We start from the raw sequence: 14,622 nt of genomic DNA, 5'->3' as shown, positions 1-14,622 counted from the left end.
AAGAAAAAGCTCATGCAAAATATTGGTTTAGTTGGCTTAGGGTTTATAGGCAAGGCGCATTTTAACGCGTATCAAAAAATGGATCAGGCTCGAGTTGCTGCAATATGTACACGGAGTGAAGTGACGGATAAAGAAATACTGACCAAATTTCAAGGTTCGTTTATAAAAAATTATGATGAATTATTAAATAATCAAACCATCGACATCATTGATATTTGCTTACCAAGCTATTTGCACGAAGCATACATTATTAAGGCAGCGGACGCCGGGAAACATATCATATGTGAAAAGCCGTTAACTTTAACAGAAGAATCAGCAGACCGGATTATGGATGCAGTGAATAGAAATGGTGTGGAATTATTCGTTGGACATATACTTAGGTTTTGGCCGGAATACGAGTTGATTAAATCATATAGCCAATCGGATAAATTAAAGGGAATAGAATTTGTTCATGCTAAGAGATTAAGTCAATTTCCAGCTTGGAGTAATTGGTTCAAATACCCTGAAAAAAGCGGGGGAGCTTTGTTCGATCTGCATATTCACGACATTGATTTTGTCTATTACTTATTAGGTGAGGTTGAATCAATATATGCCGTTGGCAGCCAGAATAAGCACGGAGCATGGAATCACATTATGACAACACTCCGTTTTAAAGATAAAAGCAAGGCATTTGTTGAAGCGTCCAATCAAATGCCGGATGGATATCCGTTTACGATGAGCTGTAGAGCGAGTACAGGGGAAAGCACACTAGAATTTTCAGTTGTAGCGGGAGAAAACATTGAGGGTATTGATGAAAGCAATAACCAGTTGACTTACTATCATGCAAATGAAAATAGAGTAATAGATATGGAGAAAGTCGACCCCTTTTACAAACAGCTTTCATACTTTGTGAGCTGTGTTGAAAACAAAACAGAAAATGACGTTATTTCTTTAGAGGATGTCAGTTATGTATTTAAACTTTTAAAGGGAATTAAGACATCTTTAGAAACTGGACAACTGGTAAATATGTAGTTTTCTTAACCTATACGTAGAAAATATAGATATTAATGAAAGCGTTTTATTCAGTTTTATAGTTATTTCATAAATAAACTATCTATTCGTATTATTTGAATATAAGTTATCTCTTATGTACAACAGGGCGAGAAAATGTGGGCATAGGAACAGTCTTGTCAATTCAATCGGTGAATACCGAGAATCTATTAAATTTTACTAAGGAGGGTTAATGATGAGAAAGGGATTATCTTTACTAGCTTTACTTTTAATGGGTATGATTTTATTCCTCGGTGCATGTGGATCGGATGAAACAAGTGGAACTGGTGATGGGACGGATGATGGTGACACTGGTGATAATAGTGGCGGTTTTAAGATTGGAGTCCTTGCGCCAGAGGTAACTCATGGCTGGGTTGGAGCGGTTGCTTATCATGCTGAGAATCGATTAGAGGAGTTATCTGATGAAGTAGATTACCAGATTCAAACAAGCAGTGGTGCCGATGAAATGACATCACAGCTGGATGATTTGTTGACATGGGGAGCAGATGCCATTGTAGCATTCCCGCAGTGGGAAGGAATGGAAGTGCCGATACAAAATGCAATTGATCAAGGTGTTGAAGTAATCAACTTTGACATCGCGATTGATGTTGATGGTGTGTATCACGTAGCAGGTGATAATGAAGACATGGGTATCCAGGGTGCTAACTACATCGTAGATAAAATAGGAACAGAAGGGGATGTTGTCATCATGGAAGTGCCTTCAGCAGGATCCGTATCTGAATTAAGAACACAAGGCTTTCTTGATACTATGGAGGAAATTGCACCCGACATGAACCTGATGACCTACGCGTCAGAATTCACCAGAGAAGCAGGTTTAAGTGATTTTGCTGATATCCTAACAGCTAATGATAACATTGATGCCGTTTATTCACTGGATGATGAAACCTCATTCGGTGTCCTGCAAGCAATTCAGGAGGCTGGAAGAACGGATATTCAGGTTGTAACTGGCGGCGGTGGCATGCAGGAATACTTTGAATTGATGCCGGAAAATGAGGATATTTGGATCCAGTCTGCACTGTATAGCCCGGCTATGGTGGAGGATGCTGTGGACGTAGCGCTTGAAGTTTTACAAGGTGAGGACGTTCAAGAAAGTGTTATTATCCCAACAACGGTCGTTGACAGAGATAATTACGAAGAGTTTCTTGATGCCGATTCACCTTACTAGCTTGTTAGGAAAATATGCAATTCAAAAGGAAGTATTCAGGGTGTAGTGAAATTTACTAGGTTCAAGAAAAAGAAACCAAGGATTCTTTATAGAACAAAAGAAAGAAAGTTATTCCAAAGTTTAAAGGATTACCGTGAAACATGAGTAAAGAGAGGATATGGCAAAGCTATAGCCTCTCTTTAACAACGGTCTGGATGTGATTGTATGATAATTGAAATGACTAATATTAGAAAATCATTTGGAAGCAATGATGTGCTTAAAGACGTCTCGTTTACCGTTAAAGGCGGGGAAATCTATGCATTGTTAGGTGAAAATGGAGCGGGGAAATCGACCTTAATGAATATATTAGGTGGCGTTCACCAGAGTGATGAGGGCAAAATCACTGTTGATGGAAATGCATTCAAATTCCATAAGCCAGTGCACTCACAGGAAGCGGGAATTGCTTTCATTCATCAGGAATTAAATCTCATCAATGATTTGCCAATCTATGAAAATATGTTTCTTGGCAGAGAACCAAAAACAAAAAGAGGGACGCTGGACCTTGAGAAAATGATTCAAGATACAACAGAAATATTTGAAAGGATGAATATAAAATTAGATCCGAAGAAAATGGTTCATGAGTTGGATTCATCATATAAGCAAATCGTTGAAATCTGCAGGGCGATGATGACGAATGCTTCCATTATCATTATGGACGAACCGACGACTTCCTTAACTGATTCAGAAATTGAACGGGTATTTGAAATGATGAACACACTAAGAGATCACGGTGTTGGACTCATTTTTATCTCGCATAAGCTAAATGAAGTGATGCAAATCTGTGATCGCTATGCTGTCCTTCGTGATGGGAACTTAGTGTCAGAAGGAAATGTAAAAGACGTGACCATAGATGATCTTGCACGGTTCATGGTAGGTTATGATGTGCGGACGGAACCGTTGGCAAGACAAAGAGATTTAGGCAAGGAAATTTTACGTGTAGAGGGGTTAACATCTAACCACGCCTATAAGGACATAAACTTTTCCATAAGAGAAGGCGAAGTATTAGGGTTTACTGGACTGCTTGGAGATGGCCGGAGTGAACTTTTTCAATCCATTTTCGGGGCAGATAACATTTCAGCAGGAAAAATATACGTAGATGGTAAAGAACTTAAAAATAATAGTACGATAAAAGCGATCAATCATGGAATAGCCTACCTGCCCCGAAATCGTAAAGAAAATGCAATTATACAGGATATGGACATTATCGAAAACAGTTCAGTCGCAACCTGGCCGAAGTTTTCCAAGGGTGGCATTATAAACACCACACTACACAAAAAGAAGTTTGAGGAACAACGCAATCTATTAAGAATAAAAATGGGGGAAAATACAGACAGCATTTCGAGTCTTTCTGGTGGAAACCAACAAAAGGTCGTTTTGGCTAAATGGCTGGCAACAGATCCAAAAATACTCATTCTAGACAATCCCACACAAGGCGTAGATGTAGGTGCTAAAGAGGATATTTACGATATTATTTTAAAACTTGCTGATGAATTCATTGCAGTCATTGTACTTTCAAGTGAAGCGAATGAAATTATACGCGTATGTGACAGATCTTATATTATGTATCAGGGCGTTATTCAAGGAGAACTGGTTGGAAAGGAAATGACAGAACATAACATCATGGGTCTTGCAACAGGTGGTGATATCAATAAGGAATGGGAGGCCGATTATGGGGAATGAAAATATAACAACGAGAAGGAATTTTTTTCAGTGGTTTCATTATAAGTGGTATAAAGACCCATTATTTAGTATATTTGTTGCGCTTATTGTTATGGTTATCTTACAAACTTTAGTTTTGGGGTTTGATTATGATTCGTTTGGCAGCTGGTTCCAATCATGGTCTAATAACTGGTTAAATATATTAAGAAATAACTCCAGTGTTGCTATCGTTGCGTTAGGGATGACCTTTGTTATCATGACTGGTGGCATTGATTTGGCAGTTGGAGCTACGTTGGTTGCAACAGGTGCATTTGCAATGATGCTAATAGATGTAGGGGATAGAGGATTTTTAGGATTGATTGGTGTAACAGGTTATCCAGCAATATTCTTGGCAATTATACTTGTTCTCCTATTTGGATACATCCTTGGAGCTTTAATCGGCATCACCGTTACAAAGGGTATGGTTCCTCCGTTTATAGCAACTTTAGGAGCCATGATGGTCTTTAGAAGTGTGACGCAACAATCCATGCAAGGTTATAACCCAAGTGTGCCCACAGAGTTTTTACAAATTTCCAACTTCCAAATTGGTGATCTTATGATTATGCCAATTATTTATTGGTTAATTATTGCCGCAATCATGTATTATGTATCAAAACGAACCCTCTTTGGAAGACAAATTATTGCTGTGGGCTCCAATGAAAGAGCGGCAAGACTTTCTGGTATAAATGTGAATAAAGTTAAACTACGCGTTTATGCATTAATGGGTGTTCTGGTTTCGATAGCTGCAATTATTCAAGTCTCCCGCATTGGTTCGATGGATGTTGCCGGGGCAGGCAGGGGAATGGAAATGGATGCCATAGCCGCAGCGGTAGTCGGTGGGACGAGTATGATGGGTGGAAGAGGCTTTATCCTTGGTACTGTTTACGGTATGTTAATTATTTCTGTTTTGAACAACCTGCTCAATCTATTCGGCGTTCCTCCTTTGCTAAGCGATGCGTTTAAAGGTTTAATCGTAATAATGGCAGTTCTTTTGCAGCGAAAGGGGAAATTAACGTAAACGCCTACTTTAAAAGCAGCTGGATTTAGACTTAGAAAATTAAATTCCGATAACATTATTATGTCAGGGACTATTGTCTGCAGCATATCTTTATGACCTAAACGCTACTGGACAGTTTTAATATTAACGATATCAATTAGCAATGGAGCAAGTACATGTACATACACAAAAAAGCCCCGGCTCACTGCCGGGGTATACATGTTACTGGCTGAATTTTTCTGAATGAATCTGCCTTACAATTTCTTTTTCTTTCTTTGGCGGGTGCAGAAATAATGCCAGTATAAATGCGACAAAGCTAAGGATCGTGCTTCCCATAAATGCCCATTCGAATCCAACTACTTGCGAAAGCTGTGCTGCCAGGTTGGAGGATATATTTCCATCTGGCACATAACTTGCTGCGCCCATGGCAACCAATGTAACAAGAATAGCTGTACCGATTGATGCTGAAATTTGCTGTAACGTATTTGCCATGGCTGAACCATGCGCATACCATTTAGATGGCAGCTGGTTCAATGCGGATGTCATTACTGGCATCAGAGCCATGGAGAGTCCGAACATACGAATCGTGAATACTACTGTCATATACGTGGCTGTCGTTTCCAGTGACAGCTGGGTAAACATGAATGTTGTCACTGTTACTATGGCAAGGCCTGTTAATGCCAGCCATTTTGCACCATATCTATCAAACAGACGACCGGTAATCGGAGACATAATTCCAATGGCAATGGCGCCAGGAAGTAGTACAAGTCCTGATTCGAGCGGTGTAAACCCGAGAACATTCTGCATGAAGAGCGGCAGCAATGTTTCTGCACCGATTAATGACACTAATACGGTCATGGTTATAACAATAGCAAGTGTGAAAATCGGGAATTTAAACACCTTGAACTCGAGCATTGGTGTATCGAGTGCAAATTGCCGCCAAACAAATAACCCAATTACCACTGCTCCTCCGAATACAATTCCAAGGACGAGCGGGCTTGTCCAGCCATGTTCCGATGCAATACTGAATCCGTACAAGAATGAACCGAACCCAACAGAAGACAGTATGATGGACAAAATATCAATTTTAGGTTTCCTTAAATCAGTGACGTTCTTTAAGAACAAGTACCCGACCAATAGTGTTACTGCTACGATTGGAAGTACCGTGACGAATAAGGCTCGCCATGAGAAAAATTGCAGGAGGAATCCGGATAACGTCGGACCGATGGCTGGTCCAAATGCAATCACGATCCCCATCAATCCCATTGCAGTCCCGCGTTTTTCCACACTGATGACAGCGAGTAGTACAGTCATCAGCAGTGGCAGCATGATTCCAGAACCAGATGCTTGGACAACCCGGCCTAAAAGGAGTATCGGATAAGCCGTTGCTATTGCTGCAATCGTGGTACCTAACCCGAATAATCCAATCGCAGTTAAGAACAGCCCTCTGGTTGAAAATCGCTCAATTAAAAATGCTGATATTGGAATCATAATCCCATTCGTCATCAAGAACGCTGTTGTCATCCATTGTACTTCATTCTGAGAAATACCAAATGCTTCCTGTATGGATGGGAGTGCAGTTGCCAGTAGTGTTTCGTTTGTGATGCCCATAAGTGCTCCAGTAAGAAGCGCTGCTATCATTAATATTTTTTGTCTTTGAGGTAAATCCCAACTGTTACTCATTCATAACGCTCCTTCCACACTTCCCATGCGGTGATTGGTGATGTTAGTTTTCTTTCTAATTCGTGTTCCTGGCTGAGCTGCTTAAATAATGCATCTACTAAGAATGCTCTCGGTTGCTGCTTAAGTTCCTGTATTAAGAAATCAATGGTTTGGTCCTTGTTACCGTTACTAATTCCCATTTCAGTACGGATGGCTGTTAAATGTTCAATAATATCAGTAAGTATTTCCTTATCATATTTTTCATTTTCGTTTAATCCAGGCAAGACAGGATATATGAATTGATCATTATTTACAATTGCCTGCAGACTTTCGACAATGAAATAAGCCACCATGTTGAGCTGTAATTCAATCTGGTTCCATACGATCTTCCCGAGGTATGAATGGATAGCCCCTTCCATAATCAGTACTAAATCATTGATATACTCCAGTTTGTACCCGAATGATTCCAGTAATGCCTGTTTATGCCATTCACTCAGCATTTCAAATATACGATTTAATGAAGTCGGGATGGCACTTTCATCCGTCGGAGAAAATTCATTCATCACTGCATGAAAGAAATAATGATAGTCAATGACCTGCTCCAACTCGATTGTAATTTTTTTCTTCAGGATCAGTAATGGATCTCCTTGAAGCTCTGCTGAAAAATGTTCCGATTTTTTAACCATGTCATTATAAAACCGATTTAACAATTCCAATACCAGAATTTCTTTCGTTTTAAAATGTCTGTAGAATCCACCCTTCGAGATTCCAATTGAAGCTGTGATATCTTCGACAGATGTTGCATGGTACCCCTTTTTCTTAAATAGTTCAACTGCAGCACCCATTAACTCTTCTTTGCGCATGACTATGTATTCACTCCAGCTTTGACTAATGATTTACATTTAGTATCCATAGAGTCACAGGGAATACAATAACACAGCATTTATATACAATCAATAATAGTGTTTATCAAAGGTTGTACAAAAAATTTACTGGCTGACTTGAGAATAACTGGTGGAATAATAGTTATATATATGGTAATTCTAATGCCGGTCTGCAACATGATAGAAACCGATCACTGAAGTTGCCACTATATGTTATGATCACTTATGAGGTGCTTGATCTTTTAATATAAATTTGATTAGAATTAAGTTGGTTTGTTTAGGCACCTTGGGCAGCCAATAATATGACACCTGAATAAAGAAGCAAGGCGACGGTATATACCAATGCAAGCAGGCGTTGCCATAGTATTTCATTAAATGGTAGTCAATAAAACAGATTATGAAAGCGAGGAATAATTATGCGTTTTGAAACAAAGGCAGTTCACGCTGGACGGCGGGTTGATCCTTCAACTGGAGCAGTGACCACGCCGCTTCACCTCTCTACTACATACGAACGGGATGCGGATGGATCGTACCCAAATGAATTCATCTATAGTCGTGGAGATAATCCTAATCGTCGAGCACTTGAGGAATGCCTTACATCGCTTGAAGACGGGTATGATTGTGTCACTTATGCATCAGGGATGGCAGCAATTACGTCATTAATCGAGTCACTCCCTGCTGATAAACCACGTCGGATTATTATGCCGGATGATATGTATTTTGGTATTCGTTCTCTTCTTTCAGAAACGGACATTAAATCAAGATTTGATATTGCCGTTGTTGACATGACAGATCTTGAAGAGGTTAAAAGAGTGATAGACAGTGCCCCTGCTGGTCTTGTTTGGATGGAGACACCATCTAATCCGCTCGTGAAGGTTACAGATATTGAAGCTATTGTGAAGCTGGCACAGCGGGCTGGAGCTTACACTGCCGTTGATAATACGTGGGCAACCCCGGTTCTGCAGCGTCCTTTTACCTTTGGGGCAGATTTTTCGCTTCATTCGGTGACGAAATATTTAGGTGGCCATAGTGATTTAATGATTGGTGCGGTTGTCGCAAAGTCAGATAATCCGATGTTGACGAACTTGCGAGCGTGGCAGCAATCAAAAGGTGCAGTACCTTCCCCTTTTGATTGTTGGCTAGCACTGCGCGGTGTGCAATCACTTGCTCCTCGCATGATGGTTCATTGTTCAAACGCTGAGCAAATTGCAGATTTCCTGAAACAACATTCCAAAGTTGAAGCTGTTCATTATCCAGGCCTTGCTGACCATACAGGACATCATATTGCGGCAAAGCAGATGAGCTCTTTTGGCGGTATGTTATCCTTTCAGGTTAAAGGTGGACAGGCTGAAGCAATGGCTGTTGCTGCGAAGGTACAAATATTTGTACGTGCAACAAGCTTAGGTGGAACCCATAGTCTCATTGAGCACCGTGCTTCAGTGGAAAAAAACAAAACAATGGCACCACCAAATCTATTACGTTTGTCTATTGGTATTGAGAATGTGGATGATCTTAAAGAAGATCTGTTACAGGCACTGGAATAAATAAAGTATATTTATTCAGACATTATTCCGTATTACTTCTCAGGATCTTAGTGAAAGTTGTTTTTAACACCTTGATAATGTCGTATTCACTTACAGCGTTGAACTAAAATTTATTTTGTTAAAGAAGCCAATTTAATGGGAATTTAGAAATAATGCTATGAGTCTAATTGTCGTAATAAAATATAGTCAAATTATACTTAAATGAACAGACAGATTAACCAAATAAAAAGGATGAAGGTGGACAACAGAATGCTTAAAGAAAAAGTTCATATTGCAGTGCCAACAGCTTTTTTTGAGGACGAGTCTTTAAATGTTCAGGGGACAATTAACCATATAAGAAATTTGTATGAAAAAGGAGTAAAATCCGTTCTCGTTTCGGGGACTACTGGAGAACAGCATAGTCTAAATCTCCAGGAAAAAATGAATATAATACATGGTTTAGAACAAGAAAATAAACTTATAAATAATATGGAAATTATTTTTGGTGTAGCTTCCATTAGACAGAAGGAGGCGGAAGCATTGGCTGAAAAGATTCGTGATACTAAAGTATCAGGTATCATGCTTGGCTATCCGCCGTATGTTATACCGTCACAAGATGAAGCTGTCGCCTATTCGGAAAGAATTATACAACGAAGTAATAAACCTGTTATTTTATACAATAATCCAAAAAGAACCGGATTTGATTTGTCGGTTAAAAGCATTATTCGGTTAAGTAAGAAAGAATTAGTGATTGGAATAAAAGATGCGGGTAACAAAGAAAAGATGGAGAGAATAAAAAATGACCTGCATAGAGATCATTTTTACTATTATGCCGGAGGAGAAGTGGAATTAGAAGAAAAAGTATCATATGGTTATAATCGGCTATCTTCTATTGCCGGAAATATTGTTCCATTTGATATTAGTCAATGGTTTAATAAACTGCTTCTAAAGCGACAATTGAATGAACAAGAAATGGAAAAGATTGAGCTTACGATAGAACAGGTTTATCAAGGGAATGCTATTGTGAACCTGAAAAAAGTTATTAATCAGAAGGGTGTACCAATAGGGATTTGCAGGAGTCCGATAGGCAGTAGAGAGTAACCATCCACCATACATGCTTTTACCGGTAAAGAACTATGTAGTAATATATATTGTAATGAGCAGTATGTAGAAATTCACAGGGGAGTGTATGCCAAAAAGAATTTGACCAAAATTGTAAAGGACACACATGGCGAGAACCAGTCGTAATAAAAAAGAACTAAATATACATTATACATTTTTTGGATAAATGGCAATTCCAGTAAAATGAATGCTAATAATGTTTTAAAACAATGTGTGCACAAAAACTTAATACGAACGTTATCCTTATCAAGCAATCTAACGTTCGTGTCCTGTTGACATTTTATAAGAAAAATAGTAAAGTTGATTACAGTTTCATAGGAATGCGTATAATTTCGGGAATATGGCCCAAAGTCTCTACCGGACCGCCGTAAATGGTCTAACTACGCAGGATACGGTAATAATAGTGGATCATGGTTATTCTTTTATAAGGGATAACTGTTTTCTTTTTCCGATTACTTATTTCTGTTGTAGTATTGTAGCGCTTTTGGCATTGTGCCAAGAGTGCTTTTTTGCATTTTAAAGGAATAATTCAAGGGGGGAGAGCATTGAAAAAGTATTTTCAGTTTGAAGAATTAGGCACGAATTATAAATCAGAGTTTATGGGCGGGATGACAACCTTTTTGGCTATGGCTTATATTCTGTTTGTGAATCCCTCGATGCTGAGTGAAACAGGCATGGATGAGGGTGCAGTGTTTGCAGCAACTGCCATTGCAGCTGCTGCAGGTACACTTATTATGGGTGTGTTGGCAAAATATCCGATTGGACTTGCGCCGGGGATGGGTCTAAACGCATTTTTTGCCTATACGGTAGTCATTGGCTATGGAATCCCTTGGGAAACAGCGCTTGCCGGTGTGCTTGCTTCAGGTATTATTTTTATATTTTTTACGTTATCCGGTCTCAGGGAAAAAATCATCAATGCTATTCCTGCTAATCTGAAATTGGCGGTAGGTGCAGGGATAGGTTTATTCATTGCGTTTATCGGTTTTCAAAATGCGCAAATTATCGTTGCTGACGAAGCAACATTGCTTGCTCTTGGTGATATAACCTCGCCATCAGTGTTGCTGGCCATTTTTGGTCTTGTTATTTCTGTTATTCTGATGACTCTTGGTATTAAAGGCGGCATATTTTACGGTATGATTGTAACCGCCATTGCAGGTATGGTTGTTGGCTTAATACAGCCTCCGCAAGGTATCAGTGGTATTGTAGGCAGCGTTCCGAGTCTTGCGCCAACCTTTGGTCAGGCATTCCTGCATTTTGGTGATATTTTTACTATGCAGATGCTGGTTGTTATATTGACATTCCTTTTTGTCGATTTTTTTGATACAGCAGGCACCCTTGTCGGTGTTGCCAGACAAGCGGGATTAGTGAAAAACAATAGGCTTCCACGTGCAGGGAAGGCGCTATTTGCCGATTCGGCAGCTACGGTGATCGGTGCAACGGTTGGAACATCTACAACAACGTCCTTTGTAGAATCATCATCCGGAGTTGGTGCTGGTGCTCGTTCGGGCTTTGCATCTGTTGTTACTGCTGGTTTTTTCCTGTTAGCCATATTTTTCTCCCCACTCTTGAGCGTGATTACTTCTGAAGTAACTGCTCCGGCATTGATTATCGTGGGTGTCTTAATGGCAACAGCTTTGAAAGATATTGAATGGGATCGATTTGAAATTGCCGTACCAGCCTTTTTAACTGTGGCAACCATGCCATTAACCTATAGTATTGCAACAGGAATTGCGATTGGATTTATTTTCTATCCGATCACCATGGTTTTGAAAGGTCGGGCAAAAGAGATACATCCGGTGATTTACGGATTGTTTGTGGTGTTTGTGTTGTATTTTATGTTTTTGAGTTAGTGAAACAAAGGGACGGTTCTCATGTTGTGGCAGAAAATGTCATAACACGAGAACCGTCCTTTTGTTGTATATTTACCTGTTTCCAGCGGTCAAGCCCTTTCGATAGGAAAGCACATGAAATACAGTCAACAAAACCGTGCCAGTTGCCGCAAGTGTACCCATGCTGTAATAAAGCACGCCTCCGTTGAATGTATCGATAATTTTCCCGCCTGCCAGCGAGCCGATAATTCCCGAAACTCCAAAGAACGTAGCAAAAAACACCAGATGACCTGTAGCTTGTAATAGCTTTGGAATAAGTCTTGTCACATAGGAAAATGCTGCTAAGTAAAACACGCCAAATGTGAGACCATGTAAAAATTGCATTGCAACTATGTACATCGGATCATCTGCCCAGCCATAGATAAACCAACGCAGACTGTAGATAGCGCCCGCTGCAATTATAAAAACCATAGGCTTAAACCGTCTAAACCAAAACCCTGCAAATGCAAATACAAGAGCTTCAGCCATTACACCAACAAACCACGCCAGCCCCACTAAACCTTCCGACCCGCCAAGCCTGGCGATATAAAGCCCCATATAACTGTCATTTGCGCGGTGGGTAATCGTTAAAAACATGATTAATAATAAGAAAACAATAAAAGGTTTATTTTTAACTATTTTTCCAATATCCTTAAATTGTACTGGGACGGATTCAACTTTGACGTCCTTTAAACGGAAAACGACCAAAAGTGCCAGTGTGCCAAAGAATAAGTAGGGCAGGATCATATATTCAATGCCAGCTCTGGCCAAAATTTCCCCTACAATAAGAGCAGATGTTGCAAAACCTACAGATCCCCACATCCGGATTGTTCCAAAGGAAATCTCAAGTTCATCTGCGCGCCGCTGTGCAAGACTGTCGCCTAATGCACCAATAGGTGTAGTAAAAAAATAAAAAACAGAACCCATAAGCATAATGGACAGGAGCGTGTTCATTTGGAAGAAAAGTGTACTGAAAATTAATAGTCCGATAACACAAACAAGTAAGATCCATTTTACGGTTTTATATTTATCGCTTAAAAACCCGAAAAATGGCTGAGCAAAGATGGAAGCGAGTGGGCCGATAGCCAGCACCCAGCCGATTTCTGTTTCATTCAGTCCTCTGAAGTCCAAATATAATGGAAGAAAACTGAGAATGATGGTATTTGATGCATGAAAGCTGAACAACAGCATTTTTAATGGTACTAAAGAATCTTTCTTTATCAATATAGGTTCTCCTCTAACTTAAAAGTCTCCCTCCAACTATAGCACTTTTGAAGAGAAACAGTAACAAATTCTTTTTATTCTAGACAGATCATTAAGGTACGTATAAACTGATGTTAAAATATACTGTCATGCAGGGGGAATTATGATGAAACCATTAATAGGTGTTACAGCATCTATGGAGATTGACCAGTCTGTTTATACCGTTAACAACAGAAATATAAAAGCAATTCTAAAAGCCGGCGGTATGCCGATTATTTTACCTTACTTCCTTGAGGACGAGGATGTAAAGCAAATCGCATACAAAATTGATGGGTTATATGCTACAGGCGGGTATGACATTGATCCGACTTTGTTTGGGGAAGAACCGCACCCGGGTCTTGGCACAATTATTCCTGCCCGCGACCAATCGGAAATTAAATTAATGAAAAAGCTGATGAAATTAAAAAAACCGATTCTCGGGGTCTGCCGGGGGAGCCAGACATTAAACATAGCAGCAGGCGGGGATATGTATCAGGATATTTACGCGCAAATGGATAAACAGCTTCTGCAACACAGACAAAAAGCCCCGATGGAGCACATGTCGCACTACGTGTTTGTGGAAAAAGATTCACTGCTTCACCGGGTTACAGGAGAAAAGAAGTTTAAGATTAACAGCTATCATCACCAGGCAAATTGCGATGTGCCGGAGGGTTTTCAAATTAGCGGAAAAGCTAGTGACAGTATCGTCGAGGCTGTTGAAAGCAAAGAACTGCCTTTTGTACTTGGCCTGCAATGGCATCCAGAGGCAACCTCAGCGATTGGTGATCAGCCCTCAGTAAAAATTTATGAGGCGTTTATAAACGCGTGTGTAAAACCGTCCCCGTGGTTCACCAGACTGACTTAATAAATTCGTCCCGGCCGGATTTTTCCCTGTCTTCTTTGTATTGCTTTTCGTTCTTTTTATAATAGTCCTGATGATAATCTTCAGCAGGATAGAAGGTATCGGCAGGCAAAATTTTTGTAACGATCGGTTCTTTAAATTTACCGCTTTCTTCCAGTTCTTTTTTGGTATGTGCTGCTGCCTGTTGCTGCTCCTCGGTATGATAAAAAATGGCTGTCCGGTAGGAATCACCCCGGTCATGAAATTGCCCGCCATCATCTGTAGGGTCGATTTGCTGCCAATAGATGTTTAAAATCGTCTCGTAGCTGATAATTGCTGGGTCATACGTGATCTCCACCGCTTCATAATGGCCGGAGTTACCTTCTTTCACTATTTCATAGGTTGGATTCTCTGCGTGCCCGCCAGTGTAACCGGAAATAACTTTATGAACGCCATCCCACTGGTCAAATGGCTTCACCATACACCAAAAACATCCTCCGGCAAATGTTGCTTTATTCAGTTGCATTATAT

12 protein-coding genes and 1 riboswitch are annotated in these 14,622 nt (G+C 40.0%); of the genes, 8 read left to right on the top strand and 4 right to left on the bottom strand.

The window, feature by feature from the left end; translation table 11 throughout:
- Positions 1–12 precede the first annotated feature (12 nt).
- From ACDX78_RS04450 to ACDX78_RS04435, 4 genes are all read left to right on the top strand, one after another.
- On the top strand, positions 13–1,011 hold the full coding sequence (locus ACDX78_RS04450; RefSeq protein WP_486025695.1) for a Gfo/Idh/MocA family oxidoreductase: 999 nt from the start codon (positions 13–15) through the stop codon (positions 1,009–1,011).
- A gap of 214 nt (positions 1,012–1,225) precedes the next feature.
- Positions 1,226–2,215 (top strand): ABC transporter substrate-binding protein, encoded by a 990-nt coding sequence (locus ACDX78_RS04445; protein ID WP_486025694.1) that lies wholly within the window; start codon positions 1,226–1,228, stop codon positions 2,213–2,215.
- Positions 2,216–2,419: 204 nt separating this feature from the next.
- Complete coding sequence (locus tag ACDX78_RS04440; protein WP_486025692.1) at positions 2,420–3,934, top strand: sugar ABC transporter ATP-binding protein; 1,515 nt, start codon at positions 2,420–2,422, stop codon at positions 3,932–3,934.
- Entirely contained in the window at positions 3,924–4,970 is a 1,047-nt protein-coding gene (locus ACDX78_RS04435) for an ABC transporter permease (RefSeq protein ID WP_486025690.1), read from the top strand. Before ACDX78_RS04440 ends, ACDX78_RS04435 begins: the two co-directional genes overlap by 11 nt.
- 201 nt (positions 4,971–5,171) lie before the next feature.
- Here ACDX78_RS04435 and ACDX78_RS04430 read toward each other — a convergent pair whose 3' ends face one another.
- Together ACDX78_RS04430 and ACDX78_RS04425 are read right to left on the bottom strand one after the other, a co-directional pair.
- A complete protein-coding gene (locus ACDX78_RS04430) occupies positions 5,172–6,632 on the bottom strand; it encodes an MDR family MFS transporter (protein ID WP_486025688.1) in 1,461 nt (486 codons plus the stop codon).
- A complete protein-coding gene (locus ACDX78_RS04425) occupies positions 6,629–7,474 on the bottom strand; it encodes a TetR/AcrR family transcriptional regulator (RefSeq protein WP_486025686.1) in 846 nt (281 codons plus the stop codon). The genes ACDX78_RS04430 and ACDX78_RS04425 overlap by 4 nt, the downstream gene beginning before the upstream one ends.
- 437 nt (positions 7,475–7,911) lie before the next feature.
- Between ACDX78_RS04425 and ACDX78_RS04420 the strand changes: the two genes are divergently transcribed.
- The 3 genes from ACDX78_RS04420 (at position 7,912) to ACDX78_RS04410 (ending at position 11,990) form a co-directional block, all read left to right on the top strand.
- Complete coding sequence (locus ACDX78_RS04420) at positions 7,912–9,039, top strand: trans-sulfuration enzyme family protein (protein WP_486025685.1); 1,128 nt, start codon at positions 7,912–7,914, stop codon at positions 9,037–9,039.
- 249 nt (positions 9,040–9,288) lie between these two features.
- Entirely contained in the window at positions 9,289–10,119 is an 831-nt protein-coding gene (locus ACDX78_RS04415; protein WP_486025683.1) for a dihydrodipicolinate synthase family protein, read from the top strand.
- Between the two features lie 323 nt (positions 10,120–10,442).
- Positions 10,443–10,543: riboswitch (purine riboswitch) on the top strand.
- 142 nt (positions 10,544–10,685) lie between these two features.
- On the top strand, positions 10,686–11,990 hold the full coding sequence (locus ACDX78_RS04410) for an NCS2 family permease (protein ID WP_486025681.1): 1,305 nt from the start codon (positions 10,686–10,688) through the stop codon (positions 11,988–11,990).
- 72 nt (positions 11,991–12,062) lie between these two features.
- On the opposite strand, the gene ACDX78_RS04405 is transcribed toward ACDX78_RS04410, so the two are convergent.
- A complete protein-coding gene (locus tag ACDX78_RS04405; protein ID WP_486025679.1) occupies positions 12,063–13,232 on the bottom strand; it encodes an MFS transporter in 1,170 nt (389 codons plus the stop codon).
- Positions 13,233–13,377: 145 nt separating this feature from the next.
- On the opposite strand from ACDX78_RS04405, the gene ACDX78_RS04400 reads away from it, so the two are divergent.
- Positions 13,378–14,115 carry a gamma-glutamyl-gamma-aminobutyrate hydrolase family protein gene (locus tag ACDX78_RS04400; RefSeq protein ID WP_486025677.1) on the top strand — a complete coding sequence of 246 codons (738 nt, stop codon included), beginning with the start codon at positions 13,378–13,380 and terminating at the stop codon, positions 14,113–14,115.
- Here the strand turns inward: ACDX78_RS04400 and msrA are convergent.
- Positions 14,099–14,617: a peptide-methionine (S)-S-oxide reductase MsrA gene (gene msrA, locus ACDX78_RS04395; RefSeq protein WP_486025676.1), complete on the bottom strand. Its 519-nt coding sequence runs from the start codon at positions 14,615–14,617 to the stop codon at positions 14,099–14,101. The two genes, ACDX78_RS04400 and msrA, sit on opposite strands and share 17 nt — an antisense overlap.
- Between the last annotated feature and the right edge of the window lie 5 nt (positions 14,618–14,622).

Source organism: Virgibacillus oceani, from assembly GCF_041521345.1.
Classification (GTDB): Bacteria; Bacillota; Bacilli; order Bacillales; family Amphibacillaceae; genus Virgibacillus_N; species Virgibacillus_N oceani_A.
This window is presented reverse-complemented; position numbering and strand designations above follow the sequence as displayed.

Excerpts from the sequence above, each read along its gene's own strand:
- ACDX78_RS04445 (WP_486025694.1), top strand. The coding sequence starts at position 1,226 with ATGAGAAAGGGATTATCTTTACTAGCTTTACTTTTAATGGGTATGATT.
- ACDX78_RS04415 (WP_486025683.1), top strand. The coding sequence starts at position 9,289 with ATGCTTAAAGAAAAAGTTCATATTGCAGTGCCAACAGCTTTTTTTGAG.
- ACDX78_RS04450 (WP_486025695.1), top strand. The coding sequence starts at position 13 with ATGCAAAATATTGGTTTAGTTGGCTTAGGGTTTATAGGCAAGGCGCAT.
- msrA (WP_486025676.1), bottom strand. The coding sequence starts at position 14,617 with ATGCAACTGAATAAAGCAACATTTGCCGGAGGATGTTTTTGGTGTATG.
- ACDX78_RS04430 (WP_486025688.1), bottom strand. The coding sequence starts at position 6,632 with ATGAGTAACAGTTGGGATTTACCTCAAAGACAAAAAATATTAATGATA.
- ACDX78_RS04400 (WP_486025677.1), top strand. The coding sequence starts at position 13,378 with ATGAAACCATTAATAGGTGTTACAGCATCTATGGAGATTGACCAGTCT.
- ACDX78_RS04435 (WP_486025690.1), top strand. The coding sequence starts at position 3,924 with ATGGGGAATGAAAATATAACAACGAGAAGGAATTTTTTTCAGTGGTTT.
- ACDX78_RS04425 (WP_486025686.1), bottom strand. The coding sequence starts at position 7,474 with ATGCGCAAAGAAGAGTTAATGGGTGCTGCAGTTGAACTATTTAAGAAA.
- ACDX78_RS04440 (WP_486025692.1), top strand. The coding sequence starts at position 2,420 with ATGATAATTGAAATGACTAATATTAGAAAATCATTTGGAAGCAATGAT.
- ACDX78_RS04420 (WP_486025685.1), top strand. The coding sequence starts at position 7,912 with ATGCGTTTTGAAACAAAGGCAGTTCACGCTGGACGGCGGGTTGATCCT.